The organism is Curtobacterium sp. PhB78 (assembly GCF_003751685.1).
Classification (GTDB): Bacteria; Actinomycetota; Actinomycetes; order Actinomycetales; family Microbacteriaceae; genus Curtobacterium.
In genome coordinates, this window is sequence record NZ_RKIA01000005.1 from 414,840 (window position 1) to 439,553 (window position 24,714).

General features: G+C 68.3%; 24 protein-coding genes. 4 read left to right on the forward strand and 20 right to left on the reverse strand.

Annotated elements, in window-relative coordinates:
* Positions 1-89: 89 nt before the first annotated feature.
* Positions 90-548 carry an SRPBCC family protein gene (locus tag EDF53_RS14150; RefSeq protein WP_123294140.1) on the forward strand — a complete coding sequence of 153 codons (459 nt, stop codon included), beginning with the start codon at positions 90-92 and terminating at the stop codon, positions 546-548.
* A gap of 95 nt (positions 549-643) precedes the next feature.
* Positions 644-1,402 carry a GntR family transcriptional regulator gene (locus tag EDF53_RS14155; RefSeq protein ID WP_123294141.1) on the forward strand — a complete coding sequence of 253 codons (759 nt, stop codon included), beginning with the start codon at positions 644-646 and terminating at the stop codon, positions 1,400-1,402.
* Between the two features lie 135 nt (positions 1,403-1,537).
* On the opposite strand, the gene EDF53_RS14160 is transcribed toward EDF53_RS14155, so the two are convergent.
* The 11 genes from EDF53_RS14160 to iolC form a co-directional block, all read right to left on the reverse strand.
* Entirely contained in the window at positions 1,538-1,945 is a 408-nt protein-coding gene (locus EDF53_RS14160) for a tautomerase family protein (protein ID WP_123294142.1), read from the reverse strand.
* Positions 1,946-2,067: 122 nt separating this feature from the next.
* On the reverse strand, positions 2,068-3,261 hold the full coding sequence (locus EDF53_RS14165) for a Gfo/Idh/MocA family protein (RefSeq protein WP_123294143.1): 1,194 nt from the start codon (positions 3,259-3,261) through the stop codon (positions 2,068-2,070).
* Positions 3,262-3,407: 146 nt separating this feature from the next.
* Positions 3,408-4,520 carry a transaldolase family protein gene (locus tag EDF53_RS14170; RefSeq protein ID WP_123294144.1) on the reverse strand — a complete coding sequence of 371 codons (1,113 nt, stop codon included), beginning with the start codon at positions 4,518-4,520 and terminating at the stop codon, positions 3,408-3,410.
* A complete protein-coding gene (locus EDF53_RS14175) occupies positions 4,517-5,386 on the reverse strand; it encodes a sugar phosphate isomerase/epimerase (protein WP_123294145.1) in 870 nt (289 codons plus the stop codon). Before EDF53_RS14175 ends, EDF53_RS14170 begins: the two co-directional genes overlap by 4 nt.
* A 3-nt stretch (positions 5,387-5,389) precedes the next feature.
* On the reverse strand, positions 5,390-6,421 hold the full coding sequence (locus EDF53_RS14180) for a Gfo/Idh/MocA family protein (protein WP_123294146.1): 1,032 nt from the start codon (positions 6,419-6,421) through the stop codon (positions 5,390-5,392).
* A gap of 50 nt (positions 6,422-6,471) precedes the next feature.
* Entirely contained in the window at positions 6,472-7,398 is a 927-nt protein-coding gene (locus EDF53_RS14185) for a sugar phosphate isomerase/epimerase (protein WP_123294147.1), read from the reverse strand.
* Between the two features lie 50 nt (positions 7,399-7,448).
* Positions 7,449-9,356, reverse strand: coding sequence for a 3D-(3,5/4)-trihydroxycyclohexane-1,2-dione acylhydrolase (decyclizing) (gene iolD, locus EDF53_RS14190; RefSeq protein WP_123294212.1), 1,908 nt, complete (start codon positions 9,354-9,356; stop codon positions 7,449-7,451).
* Positions 9,357-9,373: 17 nt separating this feature from the next.
* Positions 9,374-10,306 carry a 5-deoxy-glucuronate isomerase gene (gene iolB / locus EDF53_RS14195; RefSeq protein WP_123294148.1) on the reverse strand — a complete coding sequence of 311 codons (933 nt, stop codon included), beginning with the start codon at positions 10,304-10,306 and terminating at the stop codon, positions 9,374-9,376.
* Positions 10,307-10,314: 8 nt separating this feature from the next.
* Entirely contained in the window at positions 10,315-11,826 is a 1,512-nt protein-coding gene (locus EDF53_RS14200; RefSeq protein ID WP_173169470.1) for a CoA-acylating methylmalonate-semialdehyde dehydrogenase, read from the reverse strand.
* Positions 11,823-12,779 carry a class I fructose-bisphosphate aldolase gene (locus tag EDF53_RS14205; protein ID WP_221181218.1) on the reverse strand — a complete coding sequence of 319 codons (957 nt, stop codon included), beginning with the start codon at positions 12,777-12,779 and terminating at the stop codon, positions 11,823-11,825. The genes EDF53_RS14200 and EDF53_RS14205 overlap by 4 nt, the downstream gene beginning before the upstream one ends.
* Positions 12,772-13,803 (reverse strand): 5-dehydro-2-deoxygluconokinase, encoded by a 1,032-nt coding sequence (iolC, locus tag EDF53_RS14210; RefSeq protein ID WP_123294149.1) that lies wholly within the window; start codon positions 13,801-13,803, stop codon positions 12,772-12,774. The genes EDF53_RS14205 and iolC overlap by 8 nt, the downstream gene beginning before the upstream one ends.
* A 166-nt stretch (positions 13,804-13,969) precedes the next feature.
* On the opposite strand from iolC, the gene EDF53_RS14215 reads away from it, so the two are divergent.
* Together EDF53_RS14215 and EDF53_RS19430 are read left to right on the forward strand one after the other, a co-directional pair.
* Complete coding sequence (locus tag EDF53_RS14215; protein ID WP_123294150.1) at positions 13,970-15,232, forward strand: DNA recombination protein RmuC; 1,263 nt, start codon at positions 13,970-13,972, stop codon at positions 15,230-15,232.
* 23 nt (positions 15,233-15,255) lie between these two features.
* A complete protein-coding gene (locus EDF53_RS19430; RefSeq protein ID WP_165901321.1) occupies positions 15,256-16,356 on the forward strand; it encodes a DUF1266 domain-containing protein in 1,101 nt (366 codons plus the stop codon).
* A gap of 140 nt (positions 16,357-16,496) precedes the next feature.
* Here the strand turns inward: EDF53_RS19430 and EDF53_RS14230 are convergent, their stop codons facing one another.
* From EDF53_RS14230 to glpX, 9 genes are all read right to left on the reverse strand, one after another.
* Positions 16,497-17,123 carry a hypothetical protein gene (locus tag EDF53_RS14230; RefSeq protein WP_123294153.1) on the reverse strand — a complete coding sequence of 209 codons (627 nt, stop codon included), beginning with the start codon at positions 17,121-17,123 and terminating at the stop codon, positions 16,497-16,499.
* Between the two features lie 192 nt (positions 17,124-17,315).
* The gene (locus EDF53_RS14235; RefSeq protein ID WP_123294154.1) at positions 17,316-18,095 is read right to left on the reverse strand and encodes an ankyrin repeat domain-containing protein; all 780 of its coding nucleotides are present in this window, start codon (positions 18,093-18,095) and stop codon (positions 17,316-17,318) included.
* A gap of 222 nt (positions 18,096-18,317) precedes the next feature.
* Positions 18,318-18,857: an RNA 2'-phosphotransferase gene (locus EDF53_RS14240; RefSeq protein ID WP_123294155.1), complete on the reverse strand. Its 540-nt coding sequence runs from the start codon at positions 18,855-18,857 to the stop codon at positions 18,318-18,320.
* Between the two features lie 3 nt (positions 18,858-18,860).
* Positions 18,861-19,316 carry an SMI1/KNR4 family protein gene (locus EDF53_RS14245; protein ID WP_131845300.1) on the reverse strand — a complete coding sequence of 152 codons (456 nt, stop codon included), beginning with the start codon at positions 19,314-19,316 and terminating at the stop codon, positions 18,861-18,863.
* A gap of 343 nt (positions 19,317-19,659) precedes the next feature.
* Positions 19,660-19,941 carry a YrhB domain-containing protein gene (locus EDF53_RS19845; RefSeq protein WP_123294157.1) on the reverse strand — a complete coding sequence of 94 codons (282 nt, stop codon included), beginning with the start codon at positions 19,939-19,941 and terminating at the stop codon, positions 19,660-19,662.
* A gap of 372 nt (positions 19,942-20,313) precedes the next feature.
* Positions 20,314-21,075: a PoNe immunity protein domain-containing protein gene (locus tag EDF53_RS14255; RefSeq protein ID WP_123294158.1), complete on the reverse strand. Its 762-nt coding sequence runs from the start codon at positions 21,073-21,075 to the stop codon at positions 20,314-20,316.
* Positions 21,075-22,625: a putative T7SS-secreted protein gene (locus EDF53_RS14260; RefSeq protein ID WP_395873670.1), complete on the reverse strand. Its 1,551-nt coding sequence runs from the start codon at positions 22,623-22,625 to the stop codon at positions 21,075-21,077. Before EDF53_RS14260 ends, EDF53_RS14255 begins: the two co-directional genes overlap by 1 nt.
* 100 nt (positions 22,626-22,725) lie before the next feature.
* Complete coding sequence (locus EDF53_RS14265; protein WP_123294160.1) at positions 22,726-23,622, reverse strand: hypothetical protein; 897 nt, start codon at positions 23,620-23,622, stop codon at positions 22,726-22,728.
* Between the two features lie 83 nt (positions 23,623-23,705).
* Positions 23,706-24,695: a class II fructose-bisphosphatase gene (glpX, locus tag EDF53_RS14270; RefSeq protein ID WP_111084799.1), complete on the reverse strand. Its 990-nt coding sequence runs from the start codon at positions 24,693-24,695 to the stop codon at positions 23,706-23,708.
* Positions 24,696-24,714: the final 19 nt, after the last annotated feature.

Genomic DNA, 24,714 nt, shown 5'->3' on the forward strand with positions numbered 1-24,714 from the left:
CTGACCGAGCCGGCCGGCCGGCCGGCCGGCCGAGCTGGCCGAACCGAAGGTCCCTGTCGCGCCCTCGACCGCGGCGCTACGCTCAGCGCATGGCAGCGCCCACCACGATCGAACGCGAGACCGTCATCACGGCTCGCGCCGCGGACATCACCCCGTACCTGGCAGACCTGCACCGCTGGGTCGAGTGGTCGCCGTGGGAGGGGCAGGATCCCGCGCTGCACCGGACGTACACCGGTGAACCGGGGACGGTCGGCTCGACGTACGCCTGGAAGGGCAACCGCAAGGCCGGCGCTGGGTCGATGGCGATCACACGGGTCGATGCCACCGAGGTCGACGTCGACCTGCAGTTCACCGCACCGTTCAAGTCGTCGAGCGCGGTCGCGTTCCGGTTGCACGAAGCGACCGACGGCACGCGGGTCGTCTGGTCGATGACGAGCCCGCAGAACGTGATGTCGCGCGTGATGGGGGTGTTCGTCAACATGGACAAGTTCCTCGGCGGCGACTTCGAGAAGGGCCTCGCCAAGCTGAAGGCTGCGGTCGAGCGCTGACGGGAGTGGCACACCGGGGAGCAGGGCACCCGGTGGTATTGTCACGACAATCCCTCGGCATCGATGCCGAACCCGCAATTCCCCGAAGGACCGCGATGACCAACGAAGGCCAGCTGCCGTCCGACCTGTTCATGGACCTGGACCGGTCGGGTCCCATGCCCCTCTACTTCCAGGTGGCCTCGCGCATCGAGGAGTCGATCCGCTCCGGTGTGATGCCTCCCGGCGCCCGTCTCGAGAACGAGATCGCGCTCGGCGAACGCCTCGGGCTGTCCCGCCCGACGATCCGCCGGGCGATCCAGGACCTCGTCGACAAGGGTCTGCTCGTCCGCCGCCGCGGCATCGGCACACAGGTCGTGCACGGCCCGGTGACCCGCAAGGTCGAGCTCACGAGCCTGTACGACGACCTGGCCCAGGGGTCACAGGCACCGGCGACGAAGCTCCTCGAGCGCAACGACGTCCCTGCCTCGGACGAGGTCGCCGCAGCTCTGAGCATCGAGCCCGGCACGATCGTCGCGCACATCCGCCGCGTGCGGTTCGCCGAGGACGTCCCGATGGCGATCCTCGAGAACTACCTGCCGCCGGAGTTCCTCGAGATCACCGACCAGGACCTGCAGGACCACGGGCTCTACCAGCTGCTCCGCGGTCGCGGTGTGACGATGCGGGTGGCGAAGCAGCGGATCGGTGCCCGCGCGGTGACCGACGAAGAGGCCGGTCTGCTCGAGATCGAGGACGGCGACCCCGTGCTCACCATGAGCCGCACCGCGTACGACGCCTCGGGGCGCGCGGTCGAGTACGGCGTGCACTGCTACCGCCCCGACCGCTACTCGTTCGAGGTCACCCTCGTCGACAAGTAGGCAGTTCGCGCTGACCGCGTGACGTCGAGGTTCCACGAACTGCCGTACGCGTGACGCCGAGGTTCCACGGATGGCCGCTGGACGCGCCAAGATGCCGAGATTTCGGAACCTCGGGACCGGGCCGGATGGCCGCGCTCAGGCCGGCGCGGGCACGCCGAGCTCGCCGGTCACGTACTGGGCACGCCCGAAGCCGAACGACCAGTCCTGCGGCCCGTTCTCGACGTAGCCGATGAAGACGTCCTCGGACGCGACACCGATCGCCGCCAGGGCGTCGTGGATGGCCGCGTACAGCGTCGTCTTCGCCTCGTCGGTGCGCCCGCGCTGCGTGAAGACCTGGATCACGACGACGCCCTCGGTGCGCTCGAACCCCAGGCCGGCGTCCTCGGCGATGATCTGCTGCGCCGGGTGCTCGGTGATCACCTGGAACCGGTCGCGCACGGGGATCGCGTACACGTCGACGATCGCCTGGTGGATCGCGTCGGCGATGGCGCGCACCGCCTGCGGCGTGCGGCCGGTGGCGAGGTCGATACGGACGAGCGGCATGGTGCCTCCTGCAGTTCGGGACTTTGTCCTGACAAACTAACATGGATCGAGGCGCAGCAACAGACGGACTGGAGGCGCAGTGCCAGCTGGCACCGCGCCTCCCGTCCGTCGTCCGCGACCGTCTAGAGCACGGGGGTCGCCGCCGCGTAGGTGAGCGGTCCGTCCACGCGCGCGACGTCGTGCCACGCGCCGTCGGCGAGGGACGCCTCCGCCGCCTCGACGATGGACGCGGCAGCCAGCCCGTCGGCGACCGACGGGGCGAGCTGCTCCCCGCGGCGGACGCTCGCGATGAACTGGGCGGCCTCGATCGTCTTCAGGTCGTCGTAGCCCATGGCCGTGCCGGCGCCGGGCTGGAAGCGCGCGAACTCGCCGTCACCCGCGGCGACGTAGTGCGTGGCGTAGCCGTCCACCTCTTGCCCGTCGAGGTACACCTCGAGCTCGTTGAGACGCTGGAAGTCCCACCGCACCGAACCCCTGGTGCCGTAGATCTCGAGCGTGTACTCGGCGTGCGGCCCCCGCATGACGCGGCTCGAGTCCATGGTGCCGACGGCGCCGTCCTCGAAGCGGAAGAGCAGGGCTGCGTAGTCCTCGTTCTCGACGCGGCCGAGGTCGCCGGTGGCGGCGGCGCTCCGGTCGACGATGCCCGCGGCTGGCTTCGGGCGCTCCTGGATGAAGGTCTCGGCGAGCGCGCTCACACTGGCGATCCGACCGACGACGTACTGCGCCAGGTCGAGGCCGTGCGACAGCAGGTCGCCGAGCACGCCCGAACCGGCACGCTCACGCTCGAAGCGCCAGGTCAGCGGCGCCGCCGGGTCGGACGAGTAGTCGGCGAGCAGCGAGCCGCGCACGTTCGTGATGCGACCGAGGCGGCCGCTGCGGACGAGTTCGCGGGCCCGCTCGATCGCTGGGGCGTGCCGGTAGTTGAACCCGACGCTCGTGATGACGCCCGCGCGCTGGACGGCCTCGTGGATCTGCCGGGAGTCGCTGGCGTAGCGGCCCATCGGCTTCTCGATCCAGAAGGGCTTGCCGGCCTCGGCAGCGGCGACCGCCATCTCGCGGTGCAGGAAGTTCGGCGAGCAGATCGACACGACGTCGACGGCTGGGTCCGCGAGGACCTCGTGGTAGTCGGCGACCGCCCGCTCGTAGCCCAAGCGGGTGACGGCCTGGTCACGTGCGGCCTTGATCGGGTCCGCGGCGACGACGAGCCGGGGCTGCACGCCGAGCTCCGGGAAGTGGTCCGGCAGGGCGCGGTAGGCGCGGGAGTGCAGCCGCCCCATCCAGCCGACTGAGATGAGGCCGACACCGATGCTGTCCATGGGAACTCCTTCGTTCGTGGGCGCCGATTGGAGCGCGCCAACCATCGTACGGGATCGCTCGTGGTTTGTCAGTACAAAGACCGTGAGCAGAAGACGTCGGGTCACCTGGGGCGACCCGACGTCTTCTGCTCACGAAGTGGCTCGGCTCAGTTCGGCGGGAAGATGATGTCCCGCACCAGGGCGTCGAACTGCGCGTCGGCGTCGAGGAACTGGCGCAGCGTCGTCACCGTGGCACCGAACCGGTCGAACTCGTCGATCGTCATGCCGTCGACGTCGTACCCGCGCGCGAACTCGGGCGTCGCCGCGCGCAGGGCCGCGATGACGTCTGCCGGCACCTCGTCGTGGATGGCGTCCGGACGGAACGGGAACGCGTTCGCGTTGATGTCCTTCGTCCACTGGAACGGCGGCGAGACGACGAGGTCCCCGCCCTGGAACTCCGACCACTGCAGGGCGTTCCGGAAGGCGGCGACGAGCACGCGCGACCGGAAGCCACGCTCCTGGAACACCCGGTAGGCGTTCTTCACCGCGGCGACGCCGGCCCACTCGAGGATGCCGGGGTCGACCATGACGTGGTCCCGCTTGACGACGGTCTTCAGCCAGTCGTCGAACCGGCCGGCCATCAGCGTGACGACGTGGCCGAACTCCTGGTCGGGCAGCCCGTCGGCGGCACGACGGTCGAGCGCACGCTCGATGGCTTCACCGACGGCGACGACCTGCGGCACCGTGAACGACACCGTCGCGTTGATCGAGACCCCGCGGTAGGCGGCCTCCTCGATCGCGGCGATGCCGACCTTGGTGGCGGGGATCTTCACGATGATGTTCGGGGCGAGCTGCGAGAACCGCACGGCCTGCTCGACCAGGGCGTCGGCGTCGCGGTGGAAGCGCGGGTCGGTCTGCATCGACAGGCGACCGTTGCGGCCGCCGGACGCCTCGAACGCGGGCAGCAGCTGCTCGGCCGCCGCGATGGAGAGCTCCTCGACGGCCTTCCAACCGATCCAGGACTCCCCCGCGGTCGGGTGCTCCGCGGCGATCTCGCGGATGCGTGGCACCCAGGTCTCCGGGTCCTGCTTGATGCAGGTGTACGCGATCACCGGGTTGCAGGTCGCCCCGACGGCGCCGTACTCGTGGATCGCGGTGGACAGTTCGCGCGGGTCGGCGGAGTCGTTCCACAGGGCGGTCACGGTCTGCGACGCGGCCTGCAGTGTGACGGGTCGGACGTCGGCGTCGGTGGTCGCCGGTGACGAGAGGGTGTCGGTCATCGTGTGAGTCCCTTCTTGATCGTGTCGAGCTGGAAGCGCGAGACCTCGTCGGCGTTCTCGTCCTCGGCGAAGACGCTCGACACCGCGACGGTGTCCTCGCGCGCCGTGAAGCCGACCCGGTCGAGGGCGGCCCAGAAGGCGTCGAAGTCGACGTCCGCCTGGCCGACCGGCAGGTGCTGGTGCACGCGGACCGGGTTGCCGGGCGGGTTGGTGATGTAGCGCAGGCCGTGCGACCGGTGGTGGTCGTACGCGTCGGCGACGTGCACGAGCTGCAGCGAGTCGCCCGCGGCGTCGATGATCTCGTCCATGTTGCCGCCGTAGTGGAACGTGTGGCAGGCGACGTAGACGAAGCCGATGCTCTTCGAGTTCAGCCCGCGGATCACCCGGAGCGCCTCGAGTCCGTCCTCGACGAAGTCGTCGGGGTGCGGGTCGATGAGGACCCGGATGCCGGAGTCCTCGATGATCGGCAGGAGCTCTTCCATCGCCCAGTGGAACTGGTCCTCGGACTCCTCAGCGCGTTCGGGTCGGCCGGAGAACTCCGTGTTGATCGTGTCCACGCCCAGGCGCTTCGTGATCTCGATGACCCGCTTCCACTTCTTGACGGCGGCCTCGCGGGCCTCCTTGTCCGGGCCGGCCCAGCGCAGGACGGGCAGGACCGACGCGACCTGGACCCCGGCCGTCGTGCACGCCGCGGCGAACGCGTCGACGAGGTCGTCGTCGGCCGTGGGGTGCCGGTAGAAGGGGATGAAGTCCTCGTGCGGGGTGAGCTGCAGGTACTCGTAGCCGAGGTCGGCGACCTTCTGCGGGAACTCCAGCAGCGACAGGTCGTGGTGGTACGGCGTGGGGTCGAGCGCGATCTTCGGCATCGATCAGGCCGTCTCGTAGAACGCGGGCTTCGCGGTGGCGTACGTGATCGGCTCGAGCGCACCGGACTGCTGCGCACGCACGGCGACCTCGGCGACCACCGACGCCGTGTAGCCGTCCCAGGCGCTCGGACCGTCGATGCCCCCGGTGCGCGCGGCGTCGACCCAGCGCTGCACCTCTTCGTCGTACGCGGCACCGAAGCGCTCGACGAACGACGGGGTGACGCCCTGGCCGGAGACGCCCTGCGACACGAGGTTGAGCGAGGTCTCGCGACCGATGTACGCGACACCGGACTCGAACACCGCGTCGGTCGTGACCTGGTAGCCGAACTGGGCGTTCACGTTGATCTCGACGATCGCCATGGTGCCGGACTCGGTGGTGAACAGCACGAACTGCGGCTCGGGCAGGTCGGCCGGGGCGAGCGAGTTCTTGCGGGGCTTCTTGACCTCGACGCTCGTGATCGCCTCGCCCGTGATGAACGGGATGATGTCGATCTCGTGGATCACCGAGTCGTGGATGAGCATCGACTCGCTGAAGTTCGGCGGCGTGGTCGGGTTGCGGTGCGCGTGGTGCAGCGCGAGCAGGGCGCCGTTGGCCCCGGACTCCCGCAGCGCGCGCAGCTCCTGGTAGCCCTTGTCGAAGCGGCGCATGAAACCGACCTGGATCTTCGGACGGTCGGACGTGGCCTGCTCGAGCTCGACGATCCGCAACGAGTCCTCGGCCGAGGTCGTCAGCGGCTTCTCGCACAGGACGGCGAGACCGCGCTCGATCGCCGGCACCAGGACCGGCTCGTGCAGGAAGCCGGGCGTCGCGACGATGACGGCGTCGATCGGGGTGGCGTCGAGCGCCTCCTCGAACGATGCCGCGGTGATCGCGCCGGGCGCCTTCGCGGCGGCGGCGGTCGCCCGGCCGGTGTCCGGGTCGACGATCGCGACGACGTCGGCGCCGGCGATGGTCGAGGTGATGCGACGGATGTGGTCGCTGCCCATGGCGCCCGCGCCGACGACGGCGACGCGGAGGTTGTCAGTGGTGCTCATGGCGGTGCTCCTGGGGTAGATGACGCTGCGTGGACGGCTGCTGGGGCCGGTCAGGACACGCGGGCTGCGGACGTGGAACCGAAGATGTGCTGGAAGGTGCGCTCGGCGATCGGGCCGGGGGCGTCGACCGAGCAGCCGTACATGTCCTGCTCGACGATGCCGAAGATGTCCGGGTTGATCTTCGCGACGGCCTCGATGATCGGGCCGAGCTCCGGGGTACCGTGCGGCGGCTCGGTCATGATGCCCTGCGACACGGCGGTGGCGAACGGCACGTCGTTCTTCAGCACGTCGAAGAGCAGGTCGGTGTCCACCTGCTTGAGGTGCAGGTACCCGATGCGCTCCGGGTGCGCGGCGATGAGCTTGAGGTTGTCGCCGCCGTAGTACGCGAAGTGCCCGGTGTCGAGGCAGAGGTTCGTGTACGCCGGATCAGTCTCCGACAGGAACCGCACGGTCTCCTTGTAGGTGCCGACGTGGCTGTCCGCGTGGGTGTGGAACTGCTGGTGGACGCCGTACTCCTCGAGCAGCGCCTTGCCGAGCTGGTCGTGGCCCTTGCCGAGGCGGTCCCACTGCTCGTCGGTCAGGGTGCGCGACTCGAGGACCTCCTCGGTTGCGTCCGAGCGCCACAGGTCCGGGATCGTCACGAGGTGCTGGGCGCCGAGCTTCGCCGCCAGACCTGCGACCGCCACGGCCTGGTCCCAGGCACGCTGGAACTGGTCCTCGCCCTTGTGGAACCCGGTGAACACCGTTCCGGCGGACAGCTTCAGCCCGCGCGACTCGAGCTCGTCCGACAGCTGCGACGGGTCGGTCGGCAGGTAGCCGTACGGTCCGAGCTCGATCCACTCGTACCCGGCTGCGGCCGCTTCGTCGAGGAAGCGCTTCCACGGCACCTGGTTGGGGTCGTCGGGGAACCAGACGCCCCACGAGTCGGGGGCGGTGCCGATCCGGATGGCGTCGGTGGCGGTGGCGGTGTCGGTCATGACGTCGTCGTCTGCTTTCTGGGTGTGGTGCGTGTGGTGGACGGTGGTGCTCAGCCGAGCAGCGGGCGCTGTGCGGCGACCTGCTGCTCGTACTCGGCGCGGGCGGTCTGCGTGCTCGACAGCGTCGAGGTCTGCGCCACCGGCACGTCCCACCAGCCGTCGCCCTCGGGGGCGTAGACCAGCGGGTCCGAGTTGATGTGCACGAGGGTGGTGTGGTCGTTCGCCTTCGCCTGGCGCACCGCGGCCTTGAGGTCCTCGATGCTGTCCGGGCCGGGCTGGACCTCGATCACGTCGACGCCGTACGACCGCGCGTTCGCCGCGAGGTCGACCGGCAGCGGGTCGCCGTTGTCGAACGACTGCGTCTCGTCCAGGTAGCGGTACTTCGTGCCGTAGCGCTCGGACCCGACGGTCTCGGACAGGTGCCCGATCGACGCGTACCCGTGGTTCTGGATGAGCACGACGATGATCTTGATGCCCTCGGCCACGGCGGTGACGAGCTCGGTGTGCAGCATGAGGTAGCTGCCGTCGCCGACCATGACGATCGCGTCGCGGTCCGGGGCGCCACGACGGACGCCGATGCCGCCGGCGATCTCGTAGCCCATGCACGAGAACGCGTACTCGACGTGGTAGCCGAGGGCGTCCTGCACGCGCCAGAGCTTGTGCAGGTCGCCGGGCAGCGAGCCGGCCGCCTGGATGACGACGTCGCGCGGGTCGGACACCGACTGCACGGCGCCGATGATCTCCGGCTGACCGGGCAGGGCGGCGCCGGACGGCGCGAACGCGCCGTCGACGGCTGCGTCCCACGCCGCCTTCAGCGACGCGATCTCCGCAGCGTAGGCGGCGTCGACGACGAACGCGGGCTCTGCGGGTGACGACCCGGACGACGCGAGCGCCGCGGTCAACGCGACCAGGGCCTCCCGGGCATCCGCGATCAGCGGCAGCTGCGAACCGTGCTTGTACGCGTCGAACGCGGCCACGTTGACGTTCACGAACGTGACGTCCGGGTTCTGGAACGCGGTCCGCGACGCGGTCGTGAAGTCGCTGTACCGCGTGCCGATCCCGATCACGACGTCCGCCTGCGCGGCGACCGCGTTCGCGGCGGCCGTGCCGGTCGCGCCGATGCCACCGAGGTACTGCGGGTGGTCCCAGACGAGCGAGCCGCCGCCGGCCTGCGAGGTACCGACCGGGATGCCGGTGGCCTCGACGAAGGCGGCGAGCTCGTGCTCCGCGCCGGAGTACAGCACGCCACCGCCCGCGACGATCACCGGACGCTGCGCGCCCCGGATCGCGGCGACCGCACGCGCCAGCGGCCCGTGCTCGGGCAGCGGCCGACGGATGTGCCACTCGCGCGGCTGCAGGAACGCGACGGGGACGTCGAACTCCTCGGCCTGCACGTCCTCGGGCAGGGCGATCGTCACGGCACCGGTCTCGGCCGGGTCGGTGAGCACGCGCATCGCGGCGAGGGCGATCGAGAACAGCTGTTCGGGGCGCTCGACGCGGTCGAAGTAGCGCGACAGCGGACGGAACGCGTCCGTCACCTGGATCGAGGTGTCGTGCGGCAGCTCGATCTGCTGGAGCACCGGGTCGGTGGTCCGTGTCGCGAACGTGTCCGACGGCAGCAGCAGAGCGGGCAGGCGGTTCGTCGTCGCGAGCGCAGCGGCGGTGAGCATGTTCGCGGCGCCCGGGCCGACCGACGCCGTCGCGGCGAAGGTCGCACGGCGGCGGTGCATGCGGGCGAAGCCGACGGCCTCGTGCACCATCGCCTGCTCGTTTCGGGCCTGGTGGTACGGCAGCAGGCCGGGCTGTTCGACGTGGAGCTGCTTGATGGCCTGTCCGACGCCGGCGACGTTGCCGTGCCCGAAGATGCCGAAGATCCCCGGGATGGTGCGTTCGCGGACGTCGCCGTCGACGGTCCACTGGTTGGCCAGGAACTCGACGAGTGCCTGGCCGACGGTCATCCGGCGCGTGTTGGTGGTCACGCGTGCTTCCTTTCGTAGGGCAGGCGCGGGTCGAGCTGCTCGCTCGCCCAGGCCTGGCGGACCCAGCCGTGGGCCGGGTCGTCGGTGATGTTCCAGACGCGCTCCGGGTCGGGCCCGGCCATCACGTTGAGGTAGTACATGTCGTAGCCGGGGGCGGCGACGGCGGGACCGTGCCAACCGTGTGGCACCAGCGCGACGTCGCCGGTGCGCACTTCGCGGAACTCGTCGATCGGACGGTCGTCCGAGGCGTACGTGCGGTGCAGTGCGAACGGGTCGGCGGTGGCCGGAGCCGAGACACCGCGTGCGACCGCGGACTCGTAGTAGTAGATCTCCTCGAGGTTCGACTCCTCGCCCGGCACGTTCGTGTCGTGCTTGTGCGGCGGGTACGACGACCAGTTGCCGGCCGGCGTGATCACCTCGCACACGATGAACTTGTCGGCGTCGAGGGCCGCCGGGGTGCCGAAGTTGTGCACCTGGCGGCTGGACTGCCCGGCACCGCGGAGCTCCACCGGCACGTCCTGCCGGGCCACGTACGTGGTCGGCTTGACGGTGTCGGTGGGCGCCTCGGCGACCGCGAACCGGCCCGCGCCGGTGATCGTCGCCGCGGTGCCCGATCCGAGGTACAGGACGTCGGTGGGGCCCTCGAAGACGTTCGCGCGCCCCTGCAGGGCCTGCTCGCCGTCCCCGGCGGCGCCCGCGTAGGTCACGTGGAACGACCCGGCGAGCGGCACGACGATGCGCTCCACGGCGTCGGCCGGGAGGCGCAACTCGCGCGTACCGGTCGGGTCACCGTCCGTCAGGGTGCCGGTCCGGAGCCCGGTGTGCGCCCATCCTGCGATGCGGCCGTCGACGACGTCGGTCCAGCCGGCCTCCGGCCGGCTCCCCTTCGGGATGAACCACTGGTCGTGCTCGTGCTGTTCGTTCGCCATGCTGCGGCTCAGTTGTTCGACGGGAAGCCGAGGTTGATGCCGCCGTGCGACGGGTCGAGCCAGCGGCTCGTGATCGCCTTCTGGCGGGTGAAGAAGCTCACGCCGTCGGCACCGTACGCCTTGTGGTCACCGAACAGCGAGTTCTTCCAGCCGCCGAACGAGAAGTACGCGACCGGCACGGGGATCGGGACGTTGATGCCGATCATGCCGACCTGCACGTCGCGCTGGAATCGACGGGCAGCGCCGCCGTCGTTGGTGAAGATGGCGGTCCCGTTGCCGTACGCACCCGAGTTGATGAGCTCGAGGCCCTCTTCGTACGTGGCGACCCGGACGACGCTCAGCACCGGGCCGAAGATCTCCTCGGTGTAGACGCGGCTCGTGGTGGGGACCTGGTCGATCAGCGTCGGGCCCAGCCAGAAGCCGTTCTCGTCGCCGTCGGGTCGGACGGTGCGGCCGTCCACCACAACCACCGCACCGTCCTGCTCTGCGACCTCGATGTACGAGGCGACCTTGTCACGGTGCTGCTTCGTGACGAGCGGGCCCATGTCGCATCCGCGACGACCGTCGCCGATGCGCAGTGTGGCCGCGCGGTCCTTGATCTTCTGGATGAGCTCGTCGGCCACCGGCTCGACGGCGACGACGACCGAGATCGCCATGCAGCGCTCACCGGCGGAGCCGAAGCCCGCGTTGATGGCGTTGTCAGCGACAAGGTCGAGGTCGGCGTCCGGCAGCACCAGCATGTGGTTCTTCGCGCCGCCCAGGGCCTGCACGCGCTTGCCGTGCTTCGTGCCGGTCTCGTAGACGTACTGCGCGATCGGCGTCGAACCGACGAACGAGATCGACTCGACATCGGGGCTCGTGAGCAGGCCGTCGACGCTCAGCTTGTCGCCGTTGAGGACGTTGAAGACACCGTCGGGGAGACCGGCCTCGGAGAACTTCTCGGCGAGCCAGATGGCGGCGCTCGGGTCCTTCTCGGACGGCTTCAGCACGACGGTGTTGCCGGCGGCGATCGCGATCGGCAGGAACCACAGCGGCACCATCGCCGGGAAGTTGAAGGGGCTGATGATCCCCACGACGCCGAGCGGCTGCCGGATCGAGTAGACGTCGATGCCGGTCGAGACCTGGTCGGAGAACTCGCCCTTGAGCAGGCTCGGGATGTTCGTCGCGAGCTCCACGACCTCCTGCCCACGGGCGATCTCGCCCAGGGCGTCGTCGATGACCTTGCCGTGCTCGCTCGTGATGATCTCGGCGAGCTCGCCCTTGTCGCGGTTCAGGATCTCGCGGAACGAGAACAGGATCTGCTGGCGCTTGGTGAGCGACAGGTTGCTCCACGCCGGGAACGCCGCCTTGGCGCTCGCGATGGCGGCCTGGATCTCATCCTCGTTCGCCAGGGCGACCTGCTTCGTCGCGACGCCCAGGGCCGGGTCGTACACGGGGGCGCTGTTGCCCGACGCGGACTCGACGTGCTTGCCGCCGATCCAGTGGCCGACGGTGGTGGTGGCGGTCTCCGTGGTGGTCATGCGTTGCTTCCTTCGAGTGTGGTGGCTTGTTCGTGCGTGGTGCCGGCGTTCGCGGTGCCGGCGCTCCCGGTGTGGACGAGGCCGGCGGCCACGTCGACCGCGGTGGCGACGTCGCCGTCCGGCGGGTAGAGCAGGGTCCGGCCGACGACCAGGCCGCGCACGCCGGGCAGGGCCAGGGCATCGGCCCACTTGGCGTACGTCTCGAGCGGCTTGCTCGACGGGTCGCCACCGAGCAGGAGCGTCGGCAGCGTCGTCGCCGCCATCACCCGCTCCATGTCGTCGACGACCGGGATCTTGAGCCAGCTGTAGGCGCTGGACTCCCCCAGGCCCGCGGCGATCGCCATCGAGGTGATGACGGCGTCGGCGGTCAGGTCGTTCACGACCCGGCCGTCCTGCCACGCGGACATGAACGGCTCGAGCATGATCGGCAGCTGGAGTGCGGCGGCCTCGCTGACGGCGCGGGCCGTGGCCTCGAGCGTCGGGGCCGTGCCCGCGTCCTCGAGCGCGATGCGCACCAGGAGCTTGGCGAAGTCGAGTCCGGAGTCCTTGATGGCCTGCGCCGAGTACGCGGTGTAGCGGTCGTCCATCTCGAACGTCGCGCCGCGCAGCCCGCCGCGGTTCATCGACCCGACGACGACCTTGCCGTCGAGGGCGCCGAGCAGTGCCAGGTCCTCGAGGATGTCGGGCGTCCCGAGCACCCCGTCGACCCCGGGGCGACCGAGCGCCGTGACGAGCCGCTCGAGCAGGTCGTAGCGGTCGGCCATGGCGGACTCGTCGTTCCGGACCGCCAGGGCGCCGCGTGCCGGGTGGTCGGCGGCGACGATGAAGAGCTTGCCGTCGTCGGCGAGCAGGGAGCGCTTGTGCCGAGCGTCGAGCACGGACTGCACCAGTTCGGGCTGTCCGGCGCGGATGTCCCGGAGGCGCTGGAAGTCAGCGGGGCTGATCTCAGGCATGGGTCTTCTCCTCGGTGTTGGTCGCGCCCGTGCTCGTGTGGTTCGTGCCGTCGGCGGGGTTGCTGGCGATGAACGACTCGATCTCGTCGCTCGTGGGCATCGCCGTCGAGCACTCGAACCGGGTCGCGACGATGGCGCCGGCGGCGTTGCAGAAGGCGAGGATCCGTTCGAGGCCCCAGCCCTGCAGCAGGCCGTGGGTCAGCGCGCCGCCGAAGCCGTCACCGGAGCCGAGCCCGTTGACGACGTCGATGTGGTGCGGGCGGAACTCGACGAACTCGTCGCGGGTCTTCGCCAGCACGCCCTTGGGGCCCTGCTTGACGATGGCGATCTCGACGCCGCGCTCGAGCAGGGCGTCGGCCGCACGGACCGGGTCGGTCTCACCGACGGCGACCTCGCACTCCTCGCGGTTGCCGACGGCGACCGTGGCGTGTTCGAGGGCGACGGCGACCTCGCGCGTCGCGGCCTCGGGGCTCGACCAGAACATCGAGCGGTAGTCCAGGTCCAAGACGGTGTGGTTCTTCGTGCTGTTCTGCGCGGCTGTGCGCGCTTCGTACGCGACGTGGTGTGCCTGCCGACTCGGCTCTTCGCTCAGGCCGGTCACCGTGGTCCAGAAGATCTTCGCCCGCTCGATCTCGTGCAGCGGCAGCGACTTCGCCGTGATCATCAGGTCCGGCGCCTTCGGGGCACGGTAGAAGTACAGCGGGAAGTCGTCCGGCGGGAAGATCTCGCAGAACGCGACGGGGGTGTTCAGCCCCTCGACCGTCTCGACGAAGGCGTTCGCGACGCCGAACTCCGGCAGGGTGCGGGCGATGTACCGGCCGAAGGGGTCGTTGCCGGTGCGGGTGATGACCGCGGCGTCGGCACCGTGGCGCGCTGCGGCGATGGCGACGTTGGTCGCGCTGCCGCCGACGGACTTCGAGAACGTCGTGACGTCTTCGAGCGGGCCGGTCTGCTGCGGGTAGATGTCGACGCTGACGCGTCCCATCGTGATCACGTCGTAGGCGTGGGGAGCGGGGTTCGTCATGCGACGTGGTGGACCTTCCGTGCGGCTTCATCGGCGGACGTTCACGACTGTACACCGTGTTTGCCCTAATGTCATGACATGGTTTTCGGGGCTTGTCCCGCCGGGCGCGTGGCCGCGTCGGTGTGCCGGGAGGCCCGGTGTCGGTGGGTCCTGCCAAGGTCACGACATGCAGATCCTCGCCCTGGTCATCGGTCTCGTGATCGGCATCGCCGTCGGTGCGGTCGTCGCCTGGTCGCTCGCGCGGTCGCGCGCCGGCGTCGACGCCGCCGCGTCGCGCGCGAGCGCCGAGGCACTCCGCACACGGCTCGACGAGGTCCGCCGCGACGCCGAGGAACGCCTCGACGCGCAGGACGCCCAGTACCGCCGACAGGTCGACTCCCTCGAACGGCGCTCGGCCGAGCTCGAGCACCTCGTGCAGCGCATGCACGGCGCGGACTCGGCCCGGAACCAGAACGAATCGAAGGTGCTGTCCGCCCTCAGCCCCGTCGCGCAGACCCTCGACGTCATGCGCACGAAGATCGCCGAGCTCGAGCAGTCCCGCAGCGAGCAGTACGGCGCCCTGTCCGCCCAGCTCCGGTCGGCCGCCGAGTCCGAGGAACGCCTGCGCGCCACGGCCGACACCCTGGCCAGCGCCCTGTCGTCGAACAGCACCCGCGGCGTGTGGGGCGAGACGCAGCTGCGCAACGTGGTCGAGGCGGCCGGGTTGCTCGAACGGGTCGACTTCGACGTGCAGTCCTCGGTCACCACCTCGGTCGGCACCGCCCGGCCCGACATGGTCGTGCACCTGCCCGGCGGCAAGACCATCGCCGTCGACGCCAAGGTGCCGTTCAGCGCCTACCTGCAGGCCGTCGAGATCCCGTCGACCGCCACCGGCGCCGAGGGGGCTCGGCGCGACGCGCTCATCGGGCAGCACGTCAAGGCGCTTCGCGCGCACGTCGACGCCCTGGCCGCGCGCGAGTACTGGACCGGGTACGACGCCTCCCCCGAGCTCACCGTCGCCTTCATCCCGTCCGAGTCGCTCATCTCGAGTGCCCTCGCCGCCGACCCCGGCCTGCTCGACCACGCGTTCCGCAAGCGCATCGCCCTCGCGTCGCCCGTGACCCTGTGGTCCGTGCTCAAGACCGTGGCGTTCTCGTGGCAGCAGGACGTCGTCTCGCAAGAGGCCCACGAGCTCTTCAAGGTCTCCCGCGAGCTCTACGGCCGGCTGTCCACGATGGCCGGGCACGTCGACAAGCTCGGCCGCTCGATCCGGGGCTCCGTCGTCGACTACAACCGGTTCGTCGGGTCCCTCGAGCGCCAGGTGCTGCCGAGCGCCCGTCGGCTGTCGCTGCTCGACGAGTCGAAGGTCATCGCCGACCCGTCGTCGATCGAGGACGAGCCACGGCTGCTCACGGCGCCGGAGCTCGTCGGCGCCGTCGACGAGGACTGAGCCGCTCGCTACGATCGATCGTCATGGGGGAAGCACTGCAGAACCATCCCGGCGACCGCGAGTTCCCGGTCCGTCCACGCTGGCGGCACCGGGCGATGGTCGCCAAGGCGCGGAAGCAGACCGGGCGACGACGGGACCGCGCCGCAGCGTGGATCATCATGGCGATCGCGATCGTCGCGTTCTTCGTCGCCCTCGTCGCCGCCACAGCCGGTCCGTACGACGTCCGGGCGCACTTCGGGTACGGCATCCAGGCGGTGTGGCGCTGCTTCCTGATCGCCGTCGTCGTGTGGTTCGTGCTGACCTTCATCACCTCGCTCCGTGACATCGGGCTGCCGGTGCGGGAACAGCGGCGGTACCGGGAGCGCACCGGTGCCCGCGAGCTGCCCGTCCGCCGACTGCAGCAGCTGGCCCTCGCCTCGTTCGGCGACTTCCACGACGGATGGTGGCCGGCGTCGCTCGCCCCGTACGGTTCGCGGGTGGAGCTCGGCGGCGAGTACCTGCAGGACACCACGCCGTCGCCCTTCGTGACCATACCCCTGCCCCCGCTGACGTTCCTGCGCCGCGAACTCGACGAGACCTACAAGATCGCAAGCGGGCGGGACGCACAGGCCTTCGCCGTCGACCTGCTCGGCCCGAAGAGCGTGTCGTGGCAGTTCCTCGCGTTGAGCCGATCCGCCGAGGGTGAGACCCGGCTCACCCGGCTGTCCTCACTGCTCGGCACCGACCCGTGGGCAGGGTCGAGCCTGCTCGAACGCCGAGCGGACCGCCCGCCGAAACTGCTCTGGTCGATGGACGTCAAGAACGCGGTCACCGCCGTCAGAGGTGCGTACGCCGCCGGGCTCCTGAGCGAGGACGATGCCTGGTCGTCGATCGACCTGGTCTCCGATGCCGCCTTCACCCTGTTCGACTCGTGGGAAGACTACTTCGACAACCTGCGGGCCGCGTACGCCCTGGTCTACGACGAGCTCAAGACGGTGCAGGAGTTCGATGCCGGGCGGCGCGAGCTCTTCGCCTCGAACTGGCCGGTCACGCGGTTGCCGTGGCCTGCGTCGCCGGGAGCGCCACTGCCCCGGACGGTCAGCGACCCGCTGTGGGCGGACGAGGACGACGCGTCGGTCTCCTGAACGCGACAGGATCACCGTCGGGGCGGCGGCTCATGAGTCGGAGGACCCGGGAGCGCGCGGACGGCCTCGGCGTTGCGGTCCCACACGTGTTCTTTCGCGACGAGAAGGCCATCGGTCATTCTGCCTGGTCAGCTCATCAATCAGATGAGGGGGTTACCCTCGAGGACCTTCTTCGACAACGCTTCCCAATCACCAAAATCCGGCGTGTTCGCCCAGTTCGGCTCGACGTCGACTCCGTGGAACTGCTCCAAGTCTTTTGTCTGTTTGGAGTGGTCGATCCGCGTGCGCTGCCCCTCACCGTTCGGAGACAGGTGCAATTGATTGGAGAACAGGGGCTTGTTGGCCAGTGCACGCTCCTTCGGCCTGAAGTCATCAGGTTCGGGGAAGATCTTGTAGATCACTTCGCTGAGGAACAGCTGTCCGCCCCACCGGTTCGAATACGTGCCAAGGGTCACGTTGCGATTGTTTGCGTCCCAAACGAACACTTGGAAAGCTGGCCCGTCAACGGCAATACCGCCCCGAGGCGTGACCTCCATGGTCCAGGACGGCACAGCAGATGAGGGATCGATTGCAAAGCCGCCATCGTCCCGCCTGACGAAGGTGCCGACGCTCGGTTCGGCGGGGACCACAGTGAACCAGTCCATCTGGTCATCCTGATGCTGGCGCCAACGCCCGCGACAGTCTTGCTCGCTCAGGAATCCTCTCGGATCCGGTGTTCGGGTGAAGTGATTCCACTTCTGCATGTAGAGGTATCCGTGCTCGATCACGGGTTCTTCGATCGTCCTCGAGTTCTCGGCTCTACCGAATCTGAACATCAATCACCCCCGGCATTGAAAGAAGCACCGCGCCAACGTGCGTCAGCCAGTGCGGGGGGAAAGTTTCTGGGCACATATCGAGCGCCGACGCGATCCACGCTCTCGTCGAGCCGTACTTCAGTCAATTGAATGCCTCTAGATCATTCACGCCGTCTGCCTCCGCTCGAGCTTAGCCGCACGATCGAGCACCTTGATCAACGGCTTCGGCGCCAGGAACGCTCGTGCCAGCCCTTGAGCGGTGAAGCCGTCTGCACCGACCAATCTGGCCTTCGCTCCAGCACTCAGCATTGCACTGGCGCCAGCCACCGCGTCGTCCACGGAGACCGGATGTGGGTTCGATCGATTCGGTCGCACGGGGAGAGAACGTCGTACGAGCAGTCGGAGCGGAGTCTCTCCAGCCACGGCAGAGTTGAGCAGAGCCGCATCGGCACGAATTGCTGACTGGATGTCGATGAGGGACCCATGCGTAGCGGCCTCGAACACGACCGATACGCCCGCCTCATCATCCTCGAACACCCGATCCTGCTGCAGCATGGTGATGAGCCCGGCGGGTGCGTCCCCCAAGATTCGGGCATAGCTCAGTGGGGTCGCACCAAGGTCGTTGACATGGCACGGATCAGCGCCGACGTCGAGCAAGACGGCGACCGGATCAAGTCCGCCGTCGCCTGAGTTCGTCACTGCGAGCTGCAGCGGCGTCGTCCCCCAATGGTCCGGCGAGTCCACCTCCACCCCGAGGTCCAGGAGTGCTCGCATCGCATGCACCGCACCGGCCTGAGCCGCGAAGTGGAGGGGCGTGAGGGCGTCGGCATTGGCGCGTGATGCTGAGGACACTTCGAAGCCTTCCGACGCGATCCTCGTGATCGCCTGCGGATCGTCCGCGACGATCGCATCCCAGAACGCAGAACTGTCCATCGCCGTGCTCATCGGATGATGCTATCCAGGACGTCCACGCCAGCCGACTGCAAGCCCAGCTGGTCGGATCTGCGCTTCTTCCGAGCAGTCTCACGTCTGATGAGACGAGACTGCTGTCGCCCCCCTCGCACTCGGGGGAGACTGAGAGATCGATCCGTTCGACGGGTGACCGTCTCGAGCGCATCGCCCCAGCAATGCAGGAGCCCCGCTACTCGCGCGGCTGAGTCAGGCGCGTCATTCCGCCGAGATGTACCGCGCGGGAACGAGCAAGGCGAGGGTCACCCGGTCGTGGCCCTCCGAGAACTCCACGCCCTCCAGGTGCGCTCGAGCTGCATCGATTCGCAACAGGACGGGAGCGGTGGACTTGCGCCGCCCCGCCTGTATCGCCAGCTCGCGATCGGTCGTCAGATGCGCGTACTGGCGCCCCATCGGCAAGAGCCCGTCGCGCAGGATCGACTCAGCCGCAGCGGGGGAAGTTGCGTGCCAGAGCACCGGCTGCGGAACGATCGACGGCTTCACGATGCGCTCGTCCGTCGAGTGCCCGTACTGAGCACGGATCCGGTCGCCTTCGACGGCGAAGCGCTGCTTATCGGACTCGGCGACCACTCGGCGCAGATCTTCCAACGATGCCTGAATGCCCGACCGCTCCAAAGCGTCGGCAAGATCTGCGAGCGGGACGCTCCCGTCGGCACCGAGTTCCAGCCCGTACGCACCCGGTTCGTGCCGCAACGCGTGCGACATCGCCTTGCTGATCGACGTGTCCCTACGGGGCATGTCTCAGTCCTCTTCCTGCTCCGCGAGCCACGCTGCTCGATACTCCTCCATCTCCTCCCACCAGACGTCGAAGGACGTCCACTGCCCCCGGTACTCCGTCCCAGGCGAAGCAAACGTATGGATGATCAGCACGGGAGGGTCGCCCGAATGGTCGCCACCGTCAAAGCAGAACACATCGTCAGTGTCCTGGTGCTTTGCGAAGGGTACGAGGGAACGGGCCGGATACTGCTCGCCAACGATGTCAACCCAGTTCTTTGTCTGGTTCTCGTACTCAGACGTCCACATGAAGGGATCAATGTCGGGAAGCGGGTCTTGTGCAAGGGCGCGTTGGAAGCGCTCGGGGTACTGAAATCCCTCGGGCGCAATCAAGCGCGCCTCGACTTGCCGTTCCTCGACGGTTGTTAGTCGATGTTCCCTCACTGTGGTCCTCCGGTGAGCTTCGGGGGTCGTGAGACCCATCTGGATTCGCTTTCAACCAATTCGCGCCTTGCGACTTTATCCGACCCTCAGCGCCCCCAGCGTTCTGGGCTCGGCGTGGCCACGCCTCGTGAAGCATTCAACCTCTTTTGCCGTCAACGATTGATGCGGTTCGTGTACTCGGCCCCTGCACCGGAAAATCAGTGTGAGACTTGGCAGATCGTCGGATCAATTCAGATTGGCGCTTGATCAGTTCCCGCCTTGCCCTGCTACCCGACCAGCGGTCAACGGAATCCGGAGCAATCGCAAAGAGTTCCAGCTAGAAAGGCTACGGGTACGACCCTCGACCGTCACCTCGTTCTTCTACACTCGAGCCGAACTGGCTTCATCGAGACCGACTGATGACCCGCTGACCCCGTTCCTCTATTTGTGATTCAACCGATGTGTTCGTTTGAAGAGCAAAACAGGCAATGCCGTCTTTTGGTACAACAAAGGGGGCATTCCCAGATAGGCTGACCAATGGGTTTTGTGTCTCGTAATACTCTCGGCTGTTGTACAGAACGATCCACCAATCGTCGGTCTCGATCCATCCCCTATCCCAAATAAGGTCTTCGTCAGCGCGCACTCCCTTCGCAAATTCGTCCTGAGCATCCTTCAGAGTTCGCATGCAAAATCACCGTGTCTTGAGTAGGAAGAGTTGATCGAAGTTCTCCAACTTGGCAAACGTTCCTGACTGTCCGTCGAGAAACGCAACGCCATTCCGATCATGCTGGCCGACTGGATCGGTACCCGCCCTGGTCCCAAAGACAACGCCACGAGCCCCCTCACCAGAGGAGTTCCACTTCCACTCGTATAGCTGGGGCAGGCACGTCATTCTGCGCTGTCGCACTGTCCGGCCTCGAGCAACCCACCGCACGCCAGAGCAAAGCGCAGCACACGGTCAGTGACGCGTCGGTGAACGGCGGCATCTAGCGATGACGCCACCGGCGTCGAGCCGTCTGGTAGGCCATTTCAGATGTGGTCCGGAGGGTCCCTCCTCTTACAGGAGATCGAGCGGCAGGAAGGGCGATTTCATCTCAACGAGGTGCATGTCGGTCGCTTTCGCGATCGCCGGCAGTTCCAGCGCCCAATACCCGACGAATCCCGCACCGTAGCTGTCGCCCGGGGCGACTGCTTCCAGCGACCCCATCCAATCCATCGGTTTCATCCGTGATGGCCAGTCTGCGAGATACGTCTCGATGGCATGGCTGGCTTCGACTGGCTGCTCGAGCGCCGTGAGCAGGGGCCGCGCGAACCTCGGCGTCGAATGCTTGTTCTGATCCCAGGAGTGCTGAAGTCCGGTCGCAGACGCAAGCGCCGAGAACAGCGGGTCCGCCCCCTGCCGAACCACCGTCTCGAGGACCGTCCGCGCATGAGTCGTCCGGCCACAGCCCATCGTGATGCCGAGAAGCCGCAGCACACTGATGTAGTACTCGTTTCCGTCGCCGAGGCTGGGCGACGGCTTCTGGTCGGAGGACGCTAGGTCGACCCACGTGCAGTACGCATCCGCCACCGATTCAGCGACATCTCCGATGACGTCCAGGCCGACGCCCGCGGAGTACTGCGCGGCCAGGTAGCGGAGGCCCATGTGCCACTCGCCACGAACGGCGCTCAAGCGCTTCGTGGGATCGGTTGCTCGCTGCGCGGCAGCCTTGCGTCCTTCCCAATTGGTCGAGGTCACCTCGATGGCGCTCTGCCAGTATCGCGCATCGAACTCGGCGGCCCGCTGCCGGAGTGCAGTCTTGCGCCGGAAAAGCGGCATCAGGGGATCACCTTTCCACCCGTATCGACCATGAATCGTGTTGAACCTCCATCATGTCCGACGACGACGACACTTCGGGGGAGCTTCCCCTCGTCGAGCAGCTTCTGGACCGCGTCGAAGTGGCGCTCGTCCACGGCTCGTTCCAAACGAGTCAAGGCATCCCGCCCTGCTGGAGAGTCGATCCACTGATCACTCAGCTGACGCCCGCTCAGTTTCGTGTTCTTCAACAGGCTGTTCGGAGCAGCATCATCGTGCTTCGAGAACTTCGCCTCGCCGATCTCGTACTCGCCGGTCTTCTTGTTGAAGTAGACACCGTCGAGCCCGTTGGCACTGGTGCTGCCCTTCGTGTCGATCCGGTCGAAGCCGGAGCGAGCGTAGAGGTCGTGCATCTGCTGCTCTCCGAAGGCAGCCTTCTCGTCCTTGGTCGCGGTCCGTGCCAGGGTCCGCCCGTTCGGGTTGACCCTGACGCCGAGGGGCAGTTCGACCCGACGCCCGAACGGAACGGCAGACTTGGCCTTCCCGATGACCGATCTTCCCGCGGCGAGGACCCGGCCGCCTGCGCGAGAGATCCCACCCATGCCTCTCGCGTACTTGCCCAAACTCGCCAACCGCCCCAGTGCGCCGGCTGCGGGGACGCAGTCGAGCAGGGAGAACGCGAGGTCCCACCCGTCGGCTTCGCCCTTGCTCATCTTGTACAACGTGTCCGCCAACACCACGAGCGCGATCGCCGCGATGATCAACGTCCACGGCCCCGGGATGATCATCGCGATGATCCCACCCACCGCCACGACGACCTTCGCCACCGAGACGATGGTCTCCCATGCCTCGGACCCGAAGATCTTGTCCCACGTGGACTGCTTCCCGAGCCCCGCGTCCGCAGCTTCGCCGATCTTCGTCGCGGTCCGCTGCTCCGCGTCCTGCCAGTCACCCTTCGCATCCGCCACGAGCCGCTTCGCCGCATCGATCCGCGACTGCGCCGCCGAGATGTCCCCCTGCGCCGACGACACCGACCCCTGCGCGACGGACGCGTTGTCGGACGCTGCCCGCAACTGCGCCAGCGAGGGAACATTCACCCCGTCCGGCACGTCGGAACCTGCCGGGTACTCGTCCGCGACCTTCGACAGGTCCTTCGACGTCGACTCGTAGTGCGACAACGTCGACTGCGCATCCGCCAACCGGTCCTGCGCCGCGGCGAGGTCCCCGGTGGCGTCCTTCGCATCCGCCAACGCACCATCGGCCCGGTACTGGGTGTCATCGACCGTGTCAGCCCACCCCGACAACGCCGTCGCGGCGAGCTCGTACGAATCGACGAGCTTGGTCAAGTCCGACGGGGTGTCCTCGATCGCGTCGACGAACACATCAGCGGCCTCACCCTCCCAGTCGGTCAGCCACCCAGACCCCTTCACCGACTGCAACCGCGTCGAGGCGTCATCGGCCGCGTCGGAGATGCGCTGGTACTCCCGCGCCATCATCCGCAACGTCGACGGATCACCCTTGACCGGATCATCACCCTGATCGACAACGTCCCACCCCGACGGTCGCCCCATCATTCCTCCCCAGGTCCGATCTCTCGCGCCGTTGTCCACAAGCGCGCGAGTGTGACCATATCAGGGGGCAGCGACGGGGACGAGTGCCACCGACGCGGCCGCGTCAGAGGGCTGCGCGGATGGCATCGAGGTCGGGGAACCCTCGGAGCCGGTACCGGGCGGGGCGGACGTCGAGCTCGTCGATCAGGTCGGTCGCCAACTCCCGGAGCCGACCGAAGGGCACGGGCTGCGTCTGGCCGTCGAGTGTGACGAGCACCACGGTGTCGACCGCGGCGACGATCGTCTCGACGTCCTGGGTCCACGACGAGTACGAGAAGGCCGGGGAGTCCTCGGCGAGCCGCGCAACCGACACCGCAGCGACGTGCACTTCCTCGCCCCGGCGATCGAACGACGCCTGGAGGTCGTCCTGCTGCAGGTTCGCGACCGTCGACGTCCACAGCGCTCGGATCGTCCGCAGTTCCCCGTCGAGCGACGGGTGCTCGAACCGCACCCACCCGTCACCGCGCAGCACCATGGGCGGTCCGCTCAGGACCTCGCCCTCGTCGTCGGCCAGGATCTGCTGGGCGACACCGGCCGCGACCTGGAGCCCGTCCTCGTCCTGGTCGCCGGTGACGATGAACGTCGTCGGCGCGACCGGGAAGACCACTGCGCTGCCGCGGAACTCGATGCCCTGGAACGCCTGCGGTGCGAGTACGAGCACCACGGCGAGGTCGGGGTCCTGGATGACGATCGTTCCGGGCTGGATCACCGCGACGTCGCCTCCGGCCTGCTCCTGCGCGGCGGCGACGGCTGCACGCAGGACGTCGTCGTCCGCCCAGCCCATCTCGGCGAGCGCCGGCGCGGTGAGGATCGCACCGTCCTCGTCCGCCAGGATCACGCCGAGGTCGGGCGCCACCGGCACGACGTGCGGCAGCCGGTCGGCCGTGCCGTCCGCCTCCGCGTGCAGCGTGCGGATGCCCGCGGTGTCCAGTCCGACGATCCGTGCCGTTGTCGCAGTCATGCGTCGAGCCTACGCAAGGGCTCGTACAACGGGGCGCCGCCGGAAGACCGGCGACGCCCCGAAGCGGCGGACGATCGTCCGGCCTAGAACCACTTCTCCGCACGGTGGTCCGCCTGGATGCGGCGGATGGTGTTCGAGCGCGACCGCAGCACGAGCGAGTCGGTGTGGATGACACCGCGCGAGCGACGGACACCGTCGACCAGGACGCCGTCGGTGACGCCGGTGGCGACGAAGAACGTGTTGTCACCCGTGACCAGGTCGTCCTGGTCGAGGACCTTGTCCAGGTCGTGGCCGGCGGCGATGGCGCGCTCGCGCTCCTCGTCGTCCTTGGGCTGGAGCTTGCCGAGGATCACGCCGCCGAGCGCCTTGATCGCGCACGCCGTGATGATGCCCTCGGGAGTGCCACCGACACCGACGCACATGTCGATCGTCGAGCCGGGCAGCGCGGCGGCGATGCCACCGGCGACGTCACCGTCGAGCAGCAGACGCGTCCCGGCGCCGGTCGCACGGATCGCACGGATCAGCTCGTCGTGACGGGGACGGTCGAGCACGGCCACGACCATGTCCTCGAGGTCCTTGCCCTTGGCCTTCGCCAGCGCGCGGATGTTCTCACCGATCGGCTTCTCGAGGTCCAGGACCCCGCGACCCTCGGGGCCGGCGGCGATCTTGTCCATGTAGAACACGGCGGAGGGGTCGTACATCGAACCGCGGTCCGAGACGGCCATGACGGAGATGGCGTTCTGACGGCCGGCGGCGGTGAGCGAGGTGCCGTCGATCGGGTCGACCGCGATGTCGCAGGCCGGGCCGTGGCCGTTGCCGACGTGCTCGCCGTTGTAGAGCATCGGGGCGTTGTCCTTCTCGCCCTCACCGATGACGACGACGCCGTCGAAGTTCACCGTGCCGAGGAACTTGCGCATCGCGTCGACGGCCGCACCGTCGGCGAGGTTCTTCTCACCACGCCCGACCCACGGCTGCGCACGGATCGCGGCGGCCTCCGTCGCACGCACGAGCTCGAGGGCCAGGTTGCGGTCGGGCTGGAGGAACAGGGAGCCGGTTTCCGTAGAGGGAGTCACGACCCGAGCCTACCGACCG